The organism is Paenibacillus terrisolis (genome assembly GCF_056171975.1).
The window spans coordinates 135392-157973 of record NZ_JBKFGG010000012.1; the positions used below are offsets into that span (position 1 = coordinate 135392).

At 52.8% G+C, this 22582-nt stretch carries 15 protein-coding genes; 13 read left to right on the forward strand and 2 right to left on the reverse strand.

From position 1 onward, the window contains the following. The first annotated feature begins 239 nt into the window (after positions 1-239). The 9 genes from ACI48K_RS12815 to ACI48K_RS12855 all read left to right on the forward strand — a co-directional run bounded on the left by ACI48K_RS12815 (position 240) and on the right by ACI48K_RS12855 (position 9913). Positions 240-1214 carry an HD-GYP domain-containing protein gene (locus ACI48K_RS12815; RefSeq protein WP_475027982.1) on the forward strand — a complete coding sequence of 325 codons (975 nt, stop codon included), beginning with the start codon at positions 240-242 and terminating at the stop codon, positions 1212-1214. A 131-nt stretch (positions 1215-1345) separates the two neighbouring features. Beyond that, entirely contained in the window at positions 1346-2041 is a 696-nt protein-coding gene (locus ACI48K_RS12820) for a winged helix-turn-helix domain-containing protein (protein WP_475027983.1), read from the forward strand. A gap of 4 nt (positions 2042-2045) precedes the next feature. Continuing rightward, positions 2046-3509 carry a sensor histidine kinase gene (locus ACI48K_RS12825; RefSeq protein ID WP_475027984.1) on the forward strand — a complete coding sequence of 488 codons (1464 nt, stop codon included), beginning with the start codon at positions 2046-2048 and terminating at the stop codon, positions 3507-3509. Continuing rightward, on the forward strand, positions 3506-4663 hold the full coding sequence (locus tag ACI48K_RS12830; protein ID WP_475027985.1) for a WD40 repeat domain-containing protein: 1158 nt from the start codon (positions 3506-3508) through the stop codon (positions 4661-4663). Before ACI48K_RS12825 ends, ACI48K_RS12830 begins: the two co-directional genes overlap by 4 nt. Before the next feature lie 178 nt (positions 4664-4841). After that, positions 4842-6236 carry an ABC transporter substrate-binding protein gene (locus ACI48K_RS12835; protein WP_475027986.1) on the forward strand — a complete coding sequence of 465 codons (1395 nt, stop codon included), beginning with the start codon at positions 4842-4844 and terminating at the stop codon, positions 6234-6236. Further along, positions 6229-7110, forward strand: coding sequence for a carbohydrate ABC transporter permease (locus ACI48K_RS12840; protein ID WP_475027987.1), 882 nt, complete (start codon positions 6229-6231; stop codon positions 7108-7110). The genes ACI48K_RS12835 and ACI48K_RS12840 overlap by 8 nt, the downstream gene beginning before the upstream one ends. A 17-nt stretch (positions 7111-7127) precedes the next feature. Then, positions 7128-8012 (forward strand): carbohydrate ABC transporter permease, encoded by an 885-nt coding sequence (locus ACI48K_RS12845; RefSeq protein ID WP_475028106.1) that lies wholly within the window; start codon positions 7128-7130, stop codon positions 8010-8012. Between the two features lie 15 nt (positions 8013-8027). Continuing rightward, positions 8028-9164 carry an efflux RND transporter periplasmic adaptor subunit gene (locus ACI48K_RS12850; protein ID WP_475027988.1) on the forward strand — a complete coding sequence of 379 codons (1137 nt, stop codon included), beginning with the start codon at positions 8028-8030 and terminating at the stop codon, positions 9162-9164. Positions 9165-9190: 26 nt separating this feature from the next. Continuing rightward, positions 9191-9913, forward strand: coding sequence for an N-acetylmuramoyl-L-alanine amidase family protein (locus ACI48K_RS12855; protein ID WP_475027989.1), 723 nt, complete (start codon positions 9191-9193; stop codon positions 9911-9913). Positions 9914-9978: 65 nt separating this feature from the next. Here ACI48K_RS12855 and ACI48K_RS12860 read toward each other — a convergent pair whose 3' ends face one another. Beyond that, positions 9979-10851 carry an aldo/keto reductase gene (locus tag ACI48K_RS12860; protein ID WP_475027990.1) on the reverse strand — a complete coding sequence of 291 codons (873 nt, stop codon included), beginning with the start codon at positions 10849-10851 and terminating at the stop codon, positions 9979-9981. Between the two features lie 485 nt (positions 10852-11336). Between ACI48K_RS12860 and ACI48K_RS12865 the strand changes: the two genes are divergently transcribed. From ACI48K_RS12865 to aguA, 4 genes are all read left to right on the forward strand, one after another. After that, positions 11337-14840, forward strand: coding sequence for a beta-1,3-glucanase family protein (locus tag ACI48K_RS12865; RefSeq protein WP_475027991.1), 3504 nt, complete (start codon positions 11337-11339; stop codon positions 14838-14840). Positions 14841-14885: 45 nt separating this feature from the next. Then, positions 14886-18935, forward strand: a complete 4050-nt coding sequence (locus tag ACI48K_RS12870; protein WP_475027992.1) for a chitobiase/beta-hexosaminidase C-terminal domain-containing protein — start codon at positions 14886-14888, stop codon at positions 18933-18935. A 221-nt stretch (positions 18936-19156) separates the two neighbouring features. After that, positions 19157-20515 carry a putrescine aminotransferase gene (locus ACI48K_RS12875; protein ID WP_475027993.1) on the forward strand — a complete coding sequence of 453 codons (1359 nt, stop codon included), beginning with the start codon at positions 19157-19159 and terminating at the stop codon, positions 20513-20515. Between the two features lie 17 nt (positions 20516-20532). Then, positions 20533-21630 (forward strand): agmatine deiminase, encoded by a 1098-nt coding sequence (aguA, locus tag ACI48K_RS12880; RefSeq protein WP_475027994.1) that lies wholly within the window; start codon positions 20533-20535, stop codon positions 21628-21630. A gap of 9 nt (positions 21631-21639) precedes the next feature. Here aguA and ACI48K_RS12885 read toward each other — a convergent pair whose 3' ends face one another. Beyond that, positions 21640-22548 (reverse strand): SDR family oxidoreductase, encoded by a 909-nt coding sequence (locus tag ACI48K_RS12885; RefSeq protein ID WP_475027995.1) that lies wholly within the window; start codon positions 22546-22548, stop codon positions 21640-21642. Between the last annotated feature and the right edge of the window lie 34 nt (positions 22549-22582).

Consider the following 22582-nt stretch of genomic DNA (forward strand, 5'->3'; position numbering starts at 1 on the left):
GGTAAGTTTATTGGGTGCATTTTTATGTTCATTTCCATATATGGTTTCGCTTAACTGTAAAATAATTTGGAATAGTACGATAAACATATTGAGTGAGTTTTTTTTGGCCCCTATAGTTGAAAGTATCTCCACCGCCAAGGGCATTGGAATTGAAAGGAGAGAGAGACAAAAAAACACAAAGTGGATTGTCGGCGAAGATATAAAACATAGGTATAGATAAAGTTTAAGGGGATAGAGTGATGAGACTGATTCAACTAAAAGAATATAACGAAGCTTCGATGGAGCTGGCCCAAGCGATTTATGACGGACGAGGTCGGGTTTTACTGGCGGCAAACAGCCGGATCCATCCCAAATTTATCGAACGTTTAGCGCAAATGGGCATTTCGAACCTGGTTATCGAAGATGCCGAATCGCAAGGGATAACCTTGGAGGAAATGCTCGATATGCCCACTTGGCTGGATTTGATCGCCGTCGTCAGGGATACTTATGAGGCCGTGGCCGCCAAAAAGACATTCCCTCTGCGCAGCCTGCTGCAAGGCGTCGGGGTCATGATCGATGAAGTCAAGCGCCGCCCGATCGCCATGTCGGTGCCCGCGACGGCCATCGCTTTGGAACTCCAGCTCTATGCTCACGCGGTCAACGTTACTTTAATCGCACTTCAGATTGCCAAAGATCTGGAATATACCGAACTCCAGTTAAGAGATTTGGCTCTTGGCTGCCTTCTTCACGATATCGGGAAAATGGTAAGCTCGGATCCGACCAAACATCCGGAGGCAGGGTTTAACGTATTGCGGGGCATCCGGGAGATCAGTCTGTTATCCGCCCATGTTGCTTTTCAGCACCACGAAAACGTCGCCGGAACAGGGTTTCCCCGCGGAATTTCCGGGAAAGATGTGCATGAATACGCTCAGGTATGCGGAGTAGCGAATTTTTACGAAAATTTGATTTCACAAGAAAACGTTCCTCCCCATGAAGCGATTGAGGCCGTTATGGCGCAAAACGGAACCGGGTACGCGGAAAATGTCATCCAAGGCTTCACGAAAGGAGTGGCGCCTTATCCTCCGGGCACGAAGGTTCTATTAAGCAACGGGGAGCCCGGGATCATCACTCGCATCGTCACTCATATGCAGCGTCCGTTTGTCCGTTATTTGAATTCCGGAGAAGAAATTTCGCTGGCGGATCATCCTACCATTATGATTTCGATGAATGCGTGATTTTTTTCCGAAATAGTCAGTCAAGAGTAAATTTAGGGAAACCTCCGAAATCTGGGGGTTTCCCTTTCTTGTTTGTCCAAATGCGGGTATAACGGGTACAATAGGTGACGTGAACAGATTGGAGGTTTCGCATGGACAAGACCAAAATTCTCATTATCGAAGACGAGGAAGCGATTGCCGATTTGCTGGCGTACGGTCTTTACAAAGAAGGGTTTGAGACTATGACTTCCGGCACGGGAGAGGATGGGCTCGGCAAGCTGGAGCGATTCAAACCGGACATGCTGCTGTTGGACTGGATGCTGCCGGACCGGAGTGGACTTGATATTTGCAAGATAGTGACCGCCAAGTACAATATCCCGATTCTTATGATCACGGCCAAATCCGATATTACGGATAAAATACTCGGTCTCGAGTTCGGGGCGGACGACTATATTACCAAACCCTTCGATTTGCGGGAAGTCATCGCCCGGATTCGCACGATTCTCCGCAGGGTTGCCCCAACGGGCCGCGGCGGGGAGGAAGACGAAGAGAGCCGCATCACCTTTAAAAATATCGAAATCGTCAAAAGCGAACGTATGGTCAAGAAAAACGGGGAAACCGTCGATCTGACGCCGAAGGAATACGATCTGCTGCTCAAGCTTTACAATAACCGCGGGAAGATTTTCACCCGCTCGGAGCTGCTTGATTTCGTTTGGGGTTACGATTTTGCCGGAGATACAAGAACCGTGGACACCCATATTCAGCGTTTGCGCAAAAAAATGGACGCGGGCGACCTGATCACCACCGTGTTCGGCATTGGCTACAAATTCGAGAAACGGATGGATTAGAGCCATGTTCAGGACCATCAGCAGCAAATTCATCGTCGGTTTTTTCCTTATTTTCAGCCTGTCTTTTCTGCTCCTGAATCAGACCGTTTCGCATGTCATACAAACCAGCAACCAGAAAATCATTACCGACGATCTGGTTGGACTGAAAAAAAACAGCAACGTTTATGTACGTCAGGCATTCCTGATTAACCACTTTACCAATGATGATATTTATTTCGGACAGATGGCCGAAGAAATGATAGGCGACCTGAATCATGCCACATCCAGCGAAGTCGGCGCCTACAAGGTGGACGGTACCCTGCTGTACGCCTCTTCCAAAGAGGAGTTTGCCGGAGAGTCCGGCGACGATTTGAAAGAAGCGGTCAGCGGTAAAACGGCGTACACGATTTCCTACGGGAAAGGCGCGGCTTCCGTCTTTTATTCCTATCCGGTGGTGATCGACGGCAACAAGGTCGGGATACTCCGGTTTTCCAAAGATTTTTCCCTGCTTTATCAGCAGAGCGGAAGCATCCTGAATCTGATTTTTTATTTGGCGCTGGCGATTTTCGCAGCGGCATTCCTATTCTCTTACTTGTTGTCCCGGAACATTACGATTCCGCTGGTACGCTTGAGCCGGGCATCGACGGAGGTCATGAGCGGCAACTTGAAGGTCCGAATCCCTCACCGCAAACGACGCGATGAAATCGGGAAGCTCTCCGCCAACTTCAATGACATGATCCGTCAAATCGAAGATCAAATTGCCAGAATCGAGCGGGACCGCGACCGGCTTGGGGAGTTAAACGTGCAGCGCAAGAAGTTTTTCGATAACGTCACGCATGAGCTGAAAACTCCGCTGACCTCCATATTGGGCTATGCGGAAATGATCAAAGAGCATGGAGAAAGCGATCCGGTCTTTTTTGAGAAGGGTATGAATCATATTGTGAATGAGAGTCAGCGGCTGCACGGCATGGTGCTGAGACTTCTCGAAATGTCGCGGGATACGTCGCTTCAGGAGGAATTTGAAGCCGTGGAAACCGGCCAAATCCTAAGAGACGTCTGCGAGGCGATGTCCTTTAAAGCGAAGCGGTATCATAAAACCATCCGCTGCGATGCGGAAACCGGATTGTTTGTGTTCGGACAGGAAGACCGCTTAAGACAGCTCCTGATTAACCTGCTGGACAACGCGGTCAAATACAGCGATTCCTCTTCGGAGATTTCAGCCACGGCCAAACGGTACTCCCAAGTCGTGCGTTTTACGATCGTCAATCGCGGGAAAACGATTGCTCCAGGGCATTTGGCCAGCATATTCGAGCCGTTTTATTCAGCCGATCAAACGCCGAAGGAAGCGGGCAGCATTGGACTTGGACTGACGATCGCAAAATCGATTGCGGACAATCACCGAGGAACCATCCGCATGACCAGTGAAGATGAAAAAACCAGCGTCATTGTGGAAATTCCTTTCATGAACACGGAGAGGGAGCGGCCATGAGCAAAAAAATCACGTTTATATTGGCTTCGGTTATTCTGGTATGCTTCCTGTTGTCAGGATGCATGAGAGATCAGCGTTCCAAAACGGTTATTATTCCCGACACGGAGGAAGATCGCCAGCAAAATCAAACCAGTGGGCCGTTTGAGGTTAAAACGATATTCCGGCTTCCGGAGACGATGCTGGGAAACGGCGGCATTTTGGGCTGGCTCGGGCCAGGCGAGCTGGTGGGAGCTTTTCAGGATTCAAGAACCTCGGAGCAAAGCTTGGTGAGTATCGTTTCGCCTTACGAAACCGCGAAGAAGCTGTTGCAGATTGACAGCAAGGCGGCTATCCTGGGATTATCCCCGGATGGACGTTATGCCATAACCTATTCGATGGGAGAGGACAAAGCTTTTTCGCTCAATCTCGTTTCACTTGCGAGCGAAGCGGATAAAGTCGTCGAAAAGCTGACCTCGAGAGGTTTGCTTTCCAAATGGTTCATGTGGTCCGACAACAGCCGGTACCTCTCTTTTTTATCGACAGACTATGAATTGAAAACCAATACCGTAACTTTATACGATACGGTCAGCGGAGAACTGCAGCACTATGCTATGCCGGAAGATGGCAGTAGAGGCTTTAACGCGACCGTTAAATTTTCGGATGACGGAAAAACCGCTTTGATCGTTAACAATGATTCGGACCGGCCCGAATTAACCATTGGAACGTGGACAGGCGATAAGTTTAGCGCCTTATACAAACATGAACTATCAAGCGGCAGTCCGGTGGCTTGGATCAACAACGATCAGGCGGCATTTGTCGGCCGGGACGGGGCGCTGTACACGTATGATCCCCGAAACGATGCGGTTGCCGTTTTGCTGGATCGCACGGAGAATTTCGAGCTGTCTCCCGACCGTAAGTATATCGCTTATACGAAAAATAAAGATACGATTTATGCAGGAAAATTGCAGGGAAATAACATCTTGAATGAGAAATCCGTCTATCAAGGTGTCATTCCCTGGCTGATGGCATGGAGTCCGGACAACGGCGAGCTGCTGATACAAGGGCAAAAATCCTATGCGCTTATGCCGGGCCAGCAACAGGAGACGAAAGCGGCCGAAATAAAGCCGGGGCCGGTAAGCAGTGACTACATGCCTTTTATTATCGAATTTAACTAGATTCATGGATTTGCAGCACCTTGCGGAAACGGCGGCTCATTTTTGCAGCCGTTTTTCGCAGGGTGTTTTTGTTTTGGAGACATTTTGTTTACATCTCGGCCAAACCTTGATCACATCTCTCCTTTACATTAAAGATGCCGATTTTCTTATGGATATCGGGTGAAGGGAGATCAGCAGGATGAAGAAAAAAATATCGCTCGCTTTGGCGAGCTGTCTCATGTTATTTACACTAGCGGCTTGCAGCGGAGGAAGCGGCGGCGGGCCGCAAGCCGGGGCGTCCGGGACAAGCACGGCGGACTCGGGCCTGACGAAGACGGGAGAAGACGCGTCAGGAAGCGGCGGCGAGCCCGGCAAAGGGGGCAAGAAGACGATTGTGTTCCAAATGTTTTTCCCGGACGAGCGTTTTCAGGAAGCAAAACAGAAATATGAAGCACTGCATCCCGATATCACGATTAAGCTGGAGGATGTCCAGACCGACGACGCGCATCTGGAAGCCGAAATGGAGAAATATCAAACTGGCGTAAGCACCGCGATGCTGGCCGGAAAAGGGCCCGACATCATCCAGCTTGACGACTTACCGGTCGATGATTATGTTCGGCACGGACTGCTTGTCAATCTCGATACGATGATGAAGCAGGATTCTTCTTTCAACAGAAGCGATTACTTTTCCAACATTCTGGATAACGCCAAAACCGGTGACGGGCTTTACAAAATGCCGCTGTCATTTTTTCTGGTCGGTCTTTCGGCGAATAAGGAGGCTATCGCGAAGTCGGGCGTGGTGATTGACGACCAAACGTGGTCCTGGAACGATTTTGCCTCTATTTCCAAGAAGCTGATCAGCGACGTTTATCCGAATGTCATTTACGCGGAGCCGGAAGATATGCTGAATTGGCTGGTGTCCGACAACGCCTCACTGTTTATGGATCAGGCCAAAGGCAAGGCGCATTTTAACACCGCATCCTTCAAGGGTCTGATGGAACAGGTCAAAACGATGGCGGACGACGGCATTATTGGAACAAAGAGCGCTCCCCTGTTCTTCCCGGTTCAAATTAATTCCCCCGGCGATTATTTCAAAACGCTTACCGGCGAGGGCCGTGGAACCGATATGAAGCTTTTCGTCAAGCCGCATGCACAGGAAATGGGCGTTGGAGGTTATTTTCAGGTATACCGCGGTGTCGGCATCAGCGCGAATTCGAAAGTGAAGGAAGAGGCCTGGGATTTCATCAAGTTCATGATGTCCGACCAAATTCCGGCTTCGCCGATTCACGCCGGATTTCCGATCAATAAGAAATTGTATGACCAGGAAGTCGTTCAATTGAAAAAGGACGGATCGGTGCCGACCGAAAAAGAAGGGCCGCATCATGGCGCACCGGTTAAGGTCAACGATGAAGAACTGGACGGGCTGAAAAAGTACCTGATCAAGGCGAACCATCCGGTTCCCAGAAACACCAAATCCACGAAGGTGGACGAAATCATCCGCGGAGAGTCGAAAGCTTTCTTCAGCGGGCAAAAGTCGGGGGAGGAGGTCGCGAAGCTGATTCAGAACAAAATCACGACCTTACTCAATGAATAGGCTCCGTTTGACCGTCCGGCCGCGAGGAGACGGAGCGTTTGCGTTACTGTTTTTGGCGCCAAGCGCGATCGGCTTTTCTTTTTTTTATCTGATTCCGTTTGTTGTAGGCATTTATCAATCGTTTACGGACCATGCCATCGGCGGAAAATTCGTCGGGTTTGAAAACTACAGGGAGCTGCTGGAGAGCGGCTCTTTCCGAAAAGCGGCATTCAATACGCTGCTGTTCACGGGAATCAGTGTTCCGATCCTAATTATGGTATCGCTGACGCTTGCGCTGTTGCTCAATCAACGGTTGTTTTTCAGAAACGGGCTGCAGACCGCGTTCATTTTGCCGCTCGTCGTACCCGTCGCCTCGGTGGTGACGGTTTGGCAAATATTTTTCGACTGGAACGGGACCTTGAACGTTTGGCTGAGCCACTTTCACTTCGGGCGGATCGATTGGCTGCAGTCAGGCTGGTCGATGACCGTGATCGCGGTGATGTATCTCTGGAAAAACATCGGCTACGATATGATTTTATTTTTGGCCGCGCTGCAGTCCATTCCACGGGATTATTACGAAACGGCCCGAATTGAAGGGGCCGGTCCCGTCCGGCAATTGTTTCACATTACGCTGGTATATCTGACGCCCGCCATGTTCTTCGTTATCCTGATTTCGATCATCAACTCGTTTAAGGTTTTTCGCGAGACGTACCTGTTGGCAGGCGATTATCCTTATGACCGAATTTACATGCTGCAGCATTACATGAACAACATGTTCGTCTCGTTGGATATTCAGAAGCTGACGGCCGCGGCTACGCTCATGGTCGTCTGCATTGTCGCTCTGGTTGCGGTTCTTCTGTCCGTGGAGCGGCGGTTTCGGGAGGTCATGGAGTGAAGAGGAAGGCTCACATCATGAAGATTCCGCGGTCACGTTGGCTTTCGAAACTTGCCCTAACGGCGGCGGTCGGCGTATTTGCCGCAGCGATGGCGATTCCGCTCATCTTGACCTTGACGAATTCGCTTATGACGGAGCGGGAAATCGGATTCAATTATAACCTCATCGGACAGATGACGGATGCGGCGGCGGGAGGCACAAACCGTTTCATAAATCTAAAAATCGTTCCCGATTGGCTGAGTTTTGGGCAATACCGTCAAATTTTGATCGTGAATTCCAAATTTTTGCGGATGTTTTGGAACTCTGCGGGAATGGTGGTTCCGATCGTTGCCGGACAGACGCTTGTCTCCGCGCTTGCGGCGTATGCGTTTGCGAAGCTTCGTTTCCGCGGAAGGGACAAGCTGTTTCTGATTTATTTAATGACGATGCTGATGCCGTTTCAGGTGACGCTGGTCCCGAACTATTTGGTGGTGGACAAGCTTGGCTTGATGAATAAGGAAGCGGCGATTATTTTGCCGGGGATATTCGGCGCGTTTGGGGTATTCATGCTTCGCCAGTTTATGGTCCATATTCCCGAAGCCTATACGGAAGCGGCCAAGATCGACGGAGCGGGACATTGGAGGATATTCGGCCGCATCGTGCTGCCCCTCGTTAAACCCGGACTCGCCGCCTTGACGGTGCTGTTGTTCGTGGATTACTGGAACATGATCGAGCAGCCGCTCATCTTTCTCCAGGACGCCTTCAAGCAGCCGCTGTCCTTGTATTTGGCGCAGATTGACAAGAACGCGCGCGGAGTCGGGTTCGCCGCCTCCACGCTTTATATGGCTCCGATGGTACTGTTGTTTCTGTATGCCGAGTCGTATTTTGTCGAAGGGGTTCAGCTTTCGGGCATTAAAGGATAATCTGGAGTGATTACATTGGAAGCAAATATAACCGAAGCCGCTAAAACAGGAAAAAAGAGGCTGATTCGCTGGCTGGCGGGACTGTTTATTGGACTGCTGATCATGTTTACCATGCTGGGCAATACCCTGCAGGCGTTAACGCTGCCCAAGGTCTTGACGGCAACTCCGACCCGCGGAGCGCTGGATCATTCTTTTCAAGGGTTTTCCGCTTTACAGTATGGAGAAGAAAAGGATTTGAACAATCCGGGAGGCTGGGAGATAACGAAAGTGCTCGTGAAGAAGGGCGATCAGGTTAGAAAAGGCCAAGTTCTCGTGGAGTACGACGACAGTCAGGCGAGGCTTGGGCTAATCGACGCGCAAAGCGTTTTGAAGAAGCTCAAGCTGGCGCAAAGCCTTCAAGAGTACAGTTACAAGCAAGCGGTTCAAAATGGAGACGAAACCGCCAGGTTCAACGCGAAAAACGCGATCGACGCCGGCGTAATCGATATTGGCACGCAAGAGCAGCATATCCAGATGCTGGAGCAGCAGATGGACATCAATCGTCACCTGAGGGCCCCTTTTGACGGAGTGATTATCGAAGTTCCGGCCGAGGCGGGGGTTCCGTCCTCAGGCCAGTCCGACATTCAAATTTCCAACACGGCTAAGGGTTACCGGTTCGAGATGCAAATTCCAAGCGATGTTGCCGAATCCTTGCATACCGGGGATAAGCTGGACGTTCTGCTGCCCGAGAAGAATCAAACGGTAGAAGCTCAAGTTACCGGCCTGGAATCTAGCGGCCTCTCTCCTCAGGACGATCCGGCTGACACCGGGGGAACCGAGGTCTCGGGGACAAAGCTCACCGCTTTGGTTCAAGGCGCCGGGCTGAACGACGAAGACAAAATAGAGGTCAATCTATCCGCTAAGCCGGATAACGCCGAAGAACTGCTGATTCCGAGCAGCGCCGTTCACCACGATGGCTCCGGCGATTACGTATACACGATCGAATCCAGGGAAGGGCCGCTCGGCAATGCTTTTTACGTTGTCCGCACTCCCGTCGAGATCTCGGATTCGGACGAGCATAGGACGGCAATACGCTCAGGATTGTTTGATCAGCAAGAAGTTATTCTTGAAAGCACGGAGCCCGTGTTGGACGGGAACCGGGTCCGCTACTAATGATCATGGAAAAGGAGAAACCCCAAATGCAAAGACGATTGAAAATGAAATCTCTTTATTTCGGCACAACGTTTGTATTGGTCTTGTTTTTGCTGTCTTTTGGCGGCGTTCTATCATTTGATTTTGATAGTTCCGGCTCTGGGCATAAGCAGCCGCTGCTTGCTTCCGGAAGGGAAGATTCCACATTTAGGTCTGTCAAGTCGGGAAAAGTCTACCGAATTGTCATAGACCCGGGACATGGCGGCAAAGATCCCGGAGCGAACGGAGCAAGCGGGAACGCGGAAAAGGACTTCACCTTGTCTCTTGCCAAGGAGGTCTATCGATTGCTGGAGAAAGAGTCGATGTTCGAACCCCATTTAACGCGGGAAGATGATAGCTTCGTAGAACTGGAAGACCGGGCGGGAATCGCCAATGATTTAAACGCCGACGCTTTTGTGGCGATCCATGGCAATACCTATGAGGACGCTACGGTTGGCGGGACCGAAACTTACTTTTATTCGGAGACCGACAACAGCAGTCTGCTGGCGCAGGATATCCAGAGGAAGCTCGTAAACAGCCTGGGGTTTCCCGACCGGGGCGTGCGCAAGGAAGACTATAAAGTCTTGAAGTACAGCAATATACCGGCCGTACTTACCGAAGTAGGCTATTTAACCAATGACGGAGAAGAAAACATACTGCTTAGCGGCAAGGGGGAAGCTGAAGCGGCTCAAGCAATTGTGGACGGGCTGAAGGAGTATTTTGCCGGATGAAAGATGAAAAAAAAGACGAGTTTACGGCGTATATCGCGCGTAAACTCGTCTTTTGATTTTTCATCTTATTTCGAGGCGACATTCGACAAGGCGGTGAAGTCCTCATCGCTAAGCGAGATCGCGGCAGCTGCGATGTTATCTTCCAAATGGGCCACGGAGGAGGTGCCCGGAATTGGCAGCATGACCGGCGAACGTTTCAACAGCCAGGCAAGCGCCAGTTGAGAGGGCGCAGCATTATGCTTCATAGCCAGCTCGTCCAGCGGGCCGCCTTGTTTGGCGAGTTCGCCGGTAGCGAGTGGGAACCACGGAATAAAGGCGATATCATGTTCTTCGGCATATTGAAGCACAGCCTCGGATTTCCGGTCGATGAGATTGTACAGGTTCTGTACGGAGGCGATTTTGGCGATGCCTTCCGCTTCCTGCAATTGTTCTACGGAAACCTCGCTGAGCCCGATGTGACGGATTTTACCTTCCTGCTGGAGCAAGGAAAGCTCGCCGATTTGTTCCGCCAGCGGAACTTTAGGGTCGATCCGGTGAAGCTGGAAGAGATCGATCCGTTCCAGGCCGAAATGGCGCAGGCTCAGTTCGAGCTGCTGCCGCAAGTATTCAGGCCGTCCGACGGGGCGCCAATCGTTAGGGCCGCTCCGGGTCAGACCGGCTTTGGTTGCGATGACCAGGTCTTGGGGATAAGGATACAGTGCCTTGCGGATCAGGTAATCAGCAACAAAAGGTCCGTAGGAATCCGCCGTATCGATGAAGTTGACGCCCAGTTCCACCGCGCGGCGCAGCACGCGCACAGCCTCTTCCGGATCGCGGGGATCTCCCCAGACGCCGGAACCAGTCAGCTGCATGGCTCCGTATCCTAAACGGTGAACGGGCAGATCGCCACCAATGGCATAAACACCCGATTGTGAAGCATTGGCTTGCTCTGTAGACATCGATTCAATCCTCCTTTGAAATAAACTGCACGTCCAGAATACTTGTTAAGGCACATTTTGGCAAGTCCTTCAAATAAAAGGACGCGGCAGAAACGTTGTTAAGGGGATGCAGAACCGTTTTTACATGGGAAAAAATAGAAAATTCTTCTGTATTTTCTTTCCTTAGAATGTTACAATATAGTAAATATTGGTTATATAGTAACTGGATGGTCTTTAATTTACAAGTTTAGGTATAAATGAAATCGATTTCTATTCTTCTAATGCAACCATTCGTGAAAAATCATACAAAGGAATGTCCGAATTAAAATCAATGCCGCTTTGATCATGAAGGGAGGTGGTGTATTTGATTGCGATTTGACTTCAAGAATTTGAAAACGATTTCATAGTTTTGGGGTAAAAGGTTTGAGGGAGGCCCGCACATTCCGCTAAGCGTTCAACCAAGCCTGACGGCTTGCATTTTGGAGGCAAGAAAGGAGTGTAATTTTATGAGTACCAAGAGAGTGTATGCGTTATTGCTTGTATTTTCGCTCATTTTCGGCTTGATGTTTACTTCTTCCGCTCCAGCTTCGGCTGCGCCCGGCGATCCGGGGAGAATTGAAGCGGAAAACTATTCCGCCATGTTTGGCATCCAATTGGAGAACAGCACGGAAAGCGGGCAAAATATTTCTTATGTTGATGCCGGAGATTGGATGGACTACATCGTCAATGTTCAAACGGCAGGTGCTTACAAAGCGGAGTTCAGGGTGTCCAGCCCTTACGCCGATACAAAGCTGCAGCTGCTGAAGGGAACAACCGTACTGGCTACGGTAACCGTCCCTAACACGGGAGGATGGCAAAATTGGCAGACGGTTGAGACCTCCGTCAATTTGACGGCAGGGAGCCAAACGTTGCGCGTGTACGCGGTAACGAACGGCTGGAACCTGAACTGGTTCAGCTTGACGTCTTCAGGGTCCGCGGAGCAGGTTGCGGCTCCGGTGTTTACACCGAGTCCGGGAACTTACACTTCGGCGCAGAACGTAACGCTGTCCAGCGCGACGACAGGGGCAGCCATCAAATACACGACGAATGGCACCACGCCAACCGCTGCTTCGGCAACCTATACCGGACCAATCAACGTGGCGGTCACGACGACGATCAAAGCCATCGCTATTAAAGCGGGGCTGGTCGATTCTGCCGTAGCTACGGCGGCTTATGTCATTAATAACACGCCGCAGCAGCCGGGAAGCTGGAACCTCGTATGGAACGACGAGTTTAACGGCGCGGCCGGCTCCGGTGTGGACCCGAACAAGTGGACTTACGAAACGGGCGGAGGCGGCTTCGGCAATAACGAGCTGGAGTATTATACCGACCGCAGAGACAATGTGTATCTGGAACAGGATCCGTCCGATCCGAACAACCGTTTTCTGGTACTGAAAGCCCTCAAAGAAAATTACCAAAACCGTAACTATACATCCGGGCGCATCAAAACTCAAGACAAATACAGCTTTACGTACGGCAAAGTCGAAATGAGAGCCAAACTTCCGCAAGGACAAGGAATTTGGCCGGCTTTCTGGATGCTTGGCGATGATATCGTCGGACCGGGATGGCCGTTCTGCGGCGAGATCGACATTATGGAATTCGTCGGGAAAACCCCTACCAATGTTTACGGGACAATTCATGGGCCCGATTACAGCGGGGGGAACGGGTTAGGCACCTCTTACACTTACCCGGCCGGGTTCACCAACGACTTCCACACGTATGGCATCGAGTGGGAGCCGAATGTGATCCGCTGGTATTTTGACGGACAATTGTTCCAAACCCGCACCATTGACGATCTGTCCGGAAAAGACTGGGTATTCGATCATAACTTCTTCCTTCTTCTGAATCTGGCGGTGGGCGGAGAATGGCCGGGCGCTCCGGACGCTTCAACGGTATTCCCGCAGAAATATACCGTTGATTATGTACGGGTGTATCAACGTGAAGGCGGGGTTTATCCGCCGGCGCCTACGCGGAACCTTACGACCATTTTGGGGCCAAACGGACAATATGTTTGCGCCGACAACTACAACAACAGCCTGCTCACGCCTAACCGTCCGGCGGCCAGCACATGGGAGAAATTCGAGCAAGTCGACGCCGGAAACGGTAAAATCGCGCTGATCGCACTGATGAATTACAAATATGTCAGCGCCGGGGCGGGCGGAAACGGATCGCTTACGGCGAATCAGTCTACGATAGGCCCTTCCGAGACCTTCCAGAGAATCGTTAACGCCGACGGAACCGTCTCGTTGAGAAGCGACGCCAACGGAAAGTACGTATCCGCGAACGGCACCGACCCGCTGAAAGCGAGCGCGACAACCATCGGCGCGAATGAGAAGTTCCGTTTCTCCAATACGACGTCGTCCAACCCGCCGCAGCAGCCGAATGGCGGGAAAGACATTCCCGGCCAAATCGAAGCGGAGGATTATGACGCCGTATCCGGTTCCATAGACACGGAAGCCAGCTCGGAAGGCGGTCTCAACGTCGGATGGATCGACACCGCCGACGCTTTGAGCTACAACGTGAACGTGGCTTCGGCAGGAACTTATACCGTTCAATACCGGGTATCCAGCCCGAACGATACGGGACTTATTCAGTTGAAAAGCGGGGCGGCCATTTTGGCCGCCTCTGCGGTTCCGAATACCGGCGGTTGGCAAACCTGGAAAACCGTGACCGCAGCGGTTGATCTGCCCGCGGGCGAGCAAACCCTGACGTTATACGCGGCCGGCGGCGGCTTCAACATCAACTGGATCGCGTTCACGCCGGGAGCGCCCGTTCCGCAGGTTGCATCGCCGACGTTTGCTCCCGCCGGGGGTACTTATCCGGTGGCGCAAAACGTAACTTTGGCTTCCGCTACGGCGGGAGCCATTATTAAATTCACTACGGACGGATCGGCGCCTACGGCATCTTCGCCAACTTACACCGGGCCGATTCGGGTCGCTTCCACTACCACGGTGAAAGCGATTGCCGTGACATCCGGCATGGCCGATTCGGATTTGGCTTCCGCTACTTACCGAATTTCCGCCGGAGGAGGGGTGATGGATTTTCAAATTCAAAACGGAACCCGGGGCAATTTCGCGGATGACCAGATTTACTGGGCCGTACTGGGGCTGAATTCCAACAATCAAATGAGCTACCTTGATGCGAACGGCAATTTGATACCCACCTCGACGACTCTTAACGACGCACCGGGACATCTGAGCAAAAACGGGCAAAATTACGCCAATATTTATCATAAATTGAGCGATACGCCGCTTGTGTCCATGCCTGCCATCAGTTCGGGCAGAATGTACCTTAGCGTCGGCTCGCCGCTTTACATTAAATTGTTCAACGACGGGTACGCAGGACCCGATGTGAATAACCCGACGGACCCCAACAACGATGTGTATTGGGACTTTATCGAATTCACGCTGGATGCCGGGGGATACCACGGAAATACCACCCGGGTCGACGCTTTTGGATTCCCCATCACGCATCGGTTGATTACCTCGGACGGCTATGACCGGACCGTCGGCGAGACGGAAACCCGCGACGCCCTGTTTGCCGCTTATCTGAGCGAGGTTCCGGATGAATTCAAGACGCTGGTTCAAGCCCCTTATCGCATTTTGGCGCCGGCCAAAGGCGGATTCAAAGCGGGCGGTCCTTACGGGAATTACTTTGACAGCTATATCGATCGGGTATGGCGCGAGCCCTCGCCGAAGCCGACTACTCAGGATATCCTTCTCGGGATTGGCGGAGCGTCCGACCCTGACCTGTGCGCCGCATTGAACCGTGGGGTATACGAGGATCCTGCCCATTGGGCGGATTCCAGCTATTTCTATCAAACGACGCCAAGCAACTATTACGCGAAATTCTGGCATGATCACAGTATTGACGGCTTGTCTTACGGTTTTTGCTATGATGACGTGAACAACTATGCCGCTTATCTGGAGCATGGCAATCCTACGGCATTAATTGTTACGGTCGGATGGTAAGCGGACGTTAGAAGGATCCAAAGTAGACGAATAGGAGGCCTGACGATGAATAAGAGGAAAGCGCTTTCTTTGGTTCTTGTTTTGACCCTGGTTATGACCCTGCTTCCCGCTTCCTGGATGGTAAAGGCCGCTCCAGGCGACCCGGGAAGAATCGAAGCCGAGAACTATATCGGTATGTTCGGAGTCGAGACGGAGGTCTGCTCGGAGGGCGGACTGAACGTCGGCTTTGTGGACAATGGAGATTGGATGGATTACGCGGTAAATATTCAGACGGCGGGTACCTACACGGCAGAGTTCCGGGTCTCAAGCGTTTATGATGGTACAAAGCTTGAAATGCAAAAGGACGGAGCCTTACTGGCGACGGTGAATATTCCCAATACGGGCGGGTGGCAAAGCTGGCAAACGGTAACGGTTCCCGTTAATTTGCCTGCCGGAAGCCAAACCCTGCGTATTTTCGGGGCGACCAACGGTTGGAACCTGAACTGGTTCAGCTTGGCGCTGGCGAATCCGTCCCAGCAGGCGGCCGCTCCTACCTTTACGCCGGCGGCGGGAACCTATGCTGCGGCTCAAAATGTAACGCTGTCCACCGCAACGGCAGGCGCGACGATCAAATTTACGACGGACGGATCGACGCCGTCTGCGGCTTCCGCGACCTATACCGGTCCGATCAACGTGTCCGCAACAACGACGATCAAAGCGGTTGCCGTAAAGGCCGGCTTGATCGATTCGCCGGTAGTGACTGCAGCCTATATCATTCAGGCGGACCAAACGGCGGTGAATATCCCGGTATCGGGGCCTTATGTGCAGTATTTGGAAATGGGCATCAGTCCCGCCGATTTGAATAACGCCACCACGCTGAAATCGCAAAACACCGAGATTCGCCAAATGATGAAATATAATGCGGGAACACAAGTGACGCTCAGCGTGAATTACATGGTGGAGCAAAAGCAGGTGCTTTTCATAACGACCGATCCGAACGGCAACCCGATCCAGGGCAACCCGTTAACCTTTACCGTGCACCCGAACTCGGCGGTTAACGTGGAGCTTTCGGATCGCGCGACGGTCGCCACCCCGATCTTTACGCCGAACGCAGGAACGTATGCCGCGCCTCAGGATGTGGCAATTACAACCGCCACGGCGGGAGCGGCGATCAAATACACGACGGACGGGTCAACGCCAACCGCGACCTCTCCGACTTATGCCGGGCCGATTCACATAGCGAATAGCACCACGCTTAGAGCGGTGGCCACAAAGGCCGGGATGACGGACTCGGCGATCGCTTCCGCGACTTATACCATCGACGGCAGCGCGCCGGTGAATCTGGCTCTGAAAAAGAAGGCCGAAGCGTCTTCGTATCTTGGGCAAAGCAATGCGGACGCTGCTTTTGACGGAGATCCCGGTACCCGCTGGGAGTCCAAATTCGAGGATCCGCAATACATTAAAGTGGACTTGGGCCAGATCAGCACGGTTACCCGCATTAAGCTGAACTGGGAAGCAGCGAGCGCTAAGGTTTACACCATTCAGGTATCTGTTGACGGCTCGCATTGGGATGACGTTGTTACCCAAGATCAAGGTCCGGGGAACATCGAGGATATCGAGATCGATCCGGTCAGTGCCAGATATATCCAACTGAACGGTACCGAGCGGAATACGCCTTACGGCTATTCCCTGTGGGAATTTGAAGTTTACGGACAACCCGGACCGCTTGCGCCCAAAGTTGAAGCTCCGGCGTTTGCTCCGGCAGGGGGAACGTACACGACCGCCCAAAACGTAACGCTGACTACGGCTACGGCAGGAGCAGCCATTAAATATACGAAGGACGGCTCGACGCCAACGGAGGCGTCGGCGACCTATACCGGACCTATCAACGTGTCCCAAACGACAACCATTAAGGCAATTGCAGTCAAGCAGGGGATGAGAAATTCGGATGTGATTACGGCGGAGTATAACATTTACGGATTTAAGGCGCTTTCGCCGGTGAACGGCAAGATGGTGACCGATACGAGAACGCCGGACCTCACTTGGGAAGCCAAGGCGGGGACAGCGAAATACGAGGTGTGGGTCAATATCACCAGAAACGATTATGACTGGAACGCTTCGGGTAACCTGCTTGACCGGTATACTAAAGTAGGTGAAGTTGGCGGGGCAACCACCAGCTTTAAAGCGCCGTCGCTCGTCGACCGCTGGACCTACAAATGGTATGTCGTTGCCGTGGACGGCAGCGGGAACCGGGTGCAATCTACCATCGGGCAGTTTAGCGTTTATCTCCCGTATTTGGAGCAGGCGAACGACGGAGTGAACATCGTGAACGGCTCACGGGATATGAACAAAAACGGCATGATCGAGCCTTATGAAGACTGGCATAATCCGATATCGACGCGTCTTGACGACTTAATGTCGAGAATGACCAACGATGAAAAAATCAATCAGCTGTTCTATTCGCCGGAATCGCTGGACGGTCTGGTGACGAATGCAGGCTTTGTATTCTCTTACGGTGTGACCGGATTTATCACCGATGCGCAAACGAAGGTTGCCCGCGAATCGCGGCTTGGCGTTCCGATTGCATTTTTAGGTGATAAAATCGACGGTTGGAAGACCGCCTATCCAACGGAGCTCGGGATGGCGGCCACCCGCAATCTGGATCTGGTCTGGAAGACGGGAGACCTGCAGCGCAGAGAGCAAAAGGCCTGGGGCTTCACCGGGACGTTGTCTCCGCTTGCCGAAGTAAACACGAAGGTGCTGTATCCGAGATTCCAGGAAGGTACCGGTGAAAACGCGGATTACTCCGCGGCGATGCTGCGAGCCATGATCGCCGGGATGCAGGGCGGGCCGGAGGTTAATCCGAAGTCGATCATGATCACGGTTAAGCACTGGCCAAGCCAAGGGGCGGGCGGCGAGCAGTCAATCGTATACGACAGCGCGACCATCAAATGGCATATGAAGCCCTGGTATGCGGCGATGGACGCCAACGCGGCCACGGTCATGCCGGGCTACGGCGGAGCGCCGTATCTCGATCCCAGCGGCAACGGCGCGGGCACGAGCAAACCAACCCTTGATTATTTAAGAAACGTGATCGGGTTTAAGGGCATGGTAGTCACCGACTGGCTGGCTGCGGCTACCGATACTTCCATCAAAAGCATGAGCGCTGGAGCCGATGTGATGGGCGGCGCCCCTGCTTCCGGGACCGATTTTAACGCCTTGATTCAATCCGTAGGCTGGACGCGGCTGAATGAATCGGCGCGCCGGGTGCTTGAACTGAAATTCAAGCTTGGACTTTTCGAGAACCCATACGGCGATCCGGAATATCCTACATCCATCTGGCACAGCGAAGAGAGCAACAATATCGTCAACGAATCGGCGCGCCAATCGCTGACGCTGCTGAAGAACGACGGCGTGCTGCCGCTTAAGGTAAACAACGGCGATACGCTGGTCGTTGCCGGTCCGCGGGCGACAAGCGACGATATGGCGAACGACAACATCGCCAATGTCATTTGGCAATCGATTTACCACGACAATCCGGCGGCAAAAAGCTATTATCAAGGCATCAAGGACCGGGCGGGAGCGGGCGTCAATGTCGTTCTTGGCGATTCGGCTCAAGCTAAAGCTGCGGTTGTTGTCATCGGGGAGAAGAGCTATACTCACGGGACGGAATGGCCGGATAAGCAAATTACGATTCCAGCCGATCAAATCGCCGAGATTGACAAGTTCCACAATCGCGGCATTCCGGTGGTAGCCGTGATCGTTATGCCAAGACCTTACGTGCTGACGAACATCCTGGATAAAGTCGATGCCATCGTGGTGGTTTACCGTCCGGGCAACGGCGGGGGGCTTGCCACCTCTCAGCTGCTGTTCGGCGATTACTTGCCGAAGGGCAAACTGCCGTTCCAGCTCCCGCGTTCCGTGGATCAAGTCGGAACGGACGCAACGACGAATCAACTGGAAAAATGGGATCTCCCGTACGATCTTGGCGCCACCGAAGCGGAACGCGCGCAAATCCGCAGCCTGATCAACAACAACCTGCCGGTGCCGACCAATTTCGGGAACCCGTTGTTCCCGTATGGATTCGGGTTACAGAACTTCAACCCTTCGCCGTAACGTAATTCTTTTCATGCGCCGGCTCAAAAAGGACCCTCGCCAAGACTCTTTTGGTCTTGCGCGGGGTCTTTTTTTGCCCTTTCAGAGTAAAACAGCGCTATTCGGAGCCCGGGCATCTTTCCTCTCGAGCTCCATGCTTGCCCATACGAAAATGACCGCTAATGAATATGTTGAAGTAATTTTATGGAAGATAGCGCAGAAAACCTGACAGGAGGGGAACGATGGCGGACTCGGACCATCCGGAGGAGGAAGTGCGGGATTATCTTAAAACCGTGCTGGAACTGATCGGAAAAACGGACATCAACGAAAAAGAAGCCGCATGGATCACGAAAGAGACGATTGAGGGATTCGGAGAATACGTTAATCCCGGTTTTTTGAACTATCGCAAAACCGTCACGAAAGACGGGCAATTCGCTGCCGTCGAATGGTCGGACAGCGGGACTGTCTTTCGGGATGTGAACGGCAAAACGTATATCGATTGTCTTGGCGGTTTCGGCATCTATAATGTGGGGCACCGTCATCCGAAGGTGCTGAAGGCGGTTCAGGCCCAGCTTCGGCGCCAGGCTCTGCACAGCCAGGATCTGCTTGATCCGCTCCGGGCCATGCTGGCTAAGGTTTTACACCGGATCACCCCGGGCGACCTGAAATATTCTTTCTTTACGAACAGCGGCACCGAAAGTATAGAAGCGGCGCTGAAGCTGGTAAAACTGCATCATCCGGGCCGAACGACGATCCTGACCGCCGCCCGCGCTTTTCACGGCAAAAGCCTCGGTTCGCTGTCGGGAACGGCCAAGGGCATATTTCGCAAGCCGTTTCTCCCGCTGCTGCCAGGGTTCCGGCATGTGCTTTTCGGCGATATCGGCATGATGCGCAAAACTTTCGAAATTTGTGCGAGCGTGGGCGAGGATATCGCGGCCGTGCTGCTTGAGCCGGTTCAAGGCGAAGGTGGAATTATTCTGCCGCCGCCCGGTTATCTGAAGCAGGTAAAGAAACTATGCGATGAGTATGATGCTCTGCTCGTGTTGGATGAGGTCCAGACCGGCATGGGCAGGACGGGCAAAATGTTCGCTTGCGAGGTTTACGGCGTTGTTCCGGATATTCTGTGTCTTGCCAAAGCTTTCGGCGGTGGGATTATGCCGGCGGGTGCGGTGGTTGCGAGTGAAAAAGTATTCCAAAGCTTGTTCGATAATCCGTTCATGCACACGACCACCTTCGGAGGGAATCCGCTGGCTTGCGCGGCGGCGATTGCCGCGATCGACGTATTGCTGGAGGAGAAACTCCCCGAACGGGCGGCGGAGACGGGGGCTTATTTTCTGAAGGAACTGCGGCAGGCCGCGAGCGGCCATGAAGATAAAGTCATGGAGATCCGCGGCATCGGGCTGATGATCGGAATCGAATTTCATGAAGATGAAATAGGGTACGAAATATCCAAAGGAATGTTCGACCAGGGAGTGCTGGTGGCCGGCACGCTGGTCAATTCCAAAACGATCCGGATTGAACCCCCCTTAACCATTTCCACCGAGGAAGTTGATCAGGTCGTACGGATTTTCCGGCAAGTGTTAAATCAGCGAAGCGCATAACTTAAGAGGTGGGGAATATGGCCTATTCGGTGGAAAGTACACCTAAAGCCGACGGTTTTCGCATGCCGGGGGAATTCGAGCCTCATGAAGGAACCTGGATGCTGTGGCCGACTCGAACGGATACTTGGCGCTTGGGCGCGAAAATGGCTCAGGACGCGTTTCATCAGGTGGCTCTTGCGATTTCGGAATTCGAGCCGGTGACGATAGGCGTGCTGGGCAATCAATACGAGCATGTCCGTGCCGTTTTCCCTCCCCAAATCCGCGTGATCGAGCTGTCCTATAATGATGCCTGGATGCGGGATATCGGCCCGACGTTTGTAACGAACGGCCTTGGCGAGGCCAGAGGAATCGACTGGGGCTTTAATGCCTGGGGCGGGCTGAATGGCGGACTGTATTTTCCTTGGGATCAAGATCTTCTGGTGAAGCAAAAGGTGCTCGAAATCGAACGGAAGGCACGCTATGACGCCGGTCATTTCATTCTGGAGGGCGGCTCCATTGCGGTGGATGGGGAGGGCACGCTGATTGCGACGGAGCAATGCCTGCTGCACCCTAACCGGAACCCGCATATGTCCCGTGAAGACATTGAATACCACTTAAAAGAGTACCTGAATGTGCAAAAGATCATTTGGCTGAAACACGGAATGATTGACGACGAGACGGACGGACATGTCGATGAAATGGCCGCTTTCATTAAGCCTGGGGTTATTGCGCTAAGCTGGACTAACGATCCTGGCGATCCCCAGTACCCGGTATTGAGCGAAGCCTTCGAAGCGCTGAAGGAAGCCGAGGATGCCAAAGGGCGGCGCCTCGAAGTTCACAAGCTTCATATCCCAAACCAGCTCGTCCTGTCCGAGGAGGAAGCCCGGCTGATCGACCGGGCGAGAAGAAGCTACAGCCGCCGGTCCGGGACCAAGCTGGCCGCGACTTACGTCAATTACTATATTTGCAACGGCGGAGTGATCATGCCGGCTTTCGGGGACCGGCGGGATCAGGAAGCGTTCGAGCATTTGAAAAATCTGTTCCCGGACCGCAAAGTAGTGCAGATCAATACTCGGGAAATCGCCTACGGCGGCGGAAATATTCACTGCATAACCCAGCAGCTGCCAAGGGGTTGATGTCCGGCATCAGGTGTAGCGTATTTTGCCGCCGTTAACGTGAAGAACCTGCCCGGTAACGTACATCGATTCGTTTGCGGCCAGATAAACATAGGCGGGAGCGATCTCGAACGGTTGGCCGGCCCGGCCTAAGGGAATTTCCGTCCCCCAAGTCGCCACGGTCTCTTTGGGGTAAGAACTGACGGTCAAAGGCGTCCATGCCGGACCCGGCGCAACGGCGTTAACGCGGATCCCCCGATCGGCCAGGGATAAGGCCATGGTCCGGGTAAAGCTGACGATCGCTCCTTTGGTTGCCGCGTAGTCGATCGCGTCTTTGTTGCCCTCATAGGCAACGCGCGACGTTGTGCCGATGATTGCGCTGCCCTGGCTCAAATAGGGCAGCGCCGCTTTGATCAGGTAAAACATAGGATAGATATTGGTGCGAAATGTGTTATCGAGCTGCTCGTCGGAGATGTCCAAAATGCTCTTCGTAAACGGCTGCACTGCGGCATTGTTGACCACAATATCCAACCGCCCAAAGTGGCGCAGCGTTTCCGCAACGATCTCCGCCCCGTTGGCCGAAACGCGAAGATCCCGGGGCAGCAGCAGACAGGCGACTCCAAACTGCTCGACGTATGCCTTCGTTTCTTCCGCGTCCCGGTGTTCGTCGAGATACACGAGAACAAGCTGCGCGCCTTCCTTGGCGTAGGCCGCGGCAACGGCTCGTCCCAAGCCGCTGTCCCCGCCGGTGATGATCGCCACCTTGCCTTTTAATTTCCCACTGCCGACATAACCCGGATAATCGAAAATAGGCCGCGGCGTCATGAGATACTCCAGTCCCGGAACCCGGTCCTGGTGCTGCGGCGGAAAAGCGACAGGTTCTTTCACCGTCCGGGTCAAGTATCCGATGTAAGGATAAACGGGGTATCCGCTTTGCAAGGTTTTCCCTCCCTAGTCGTCGTTTTATTCATAC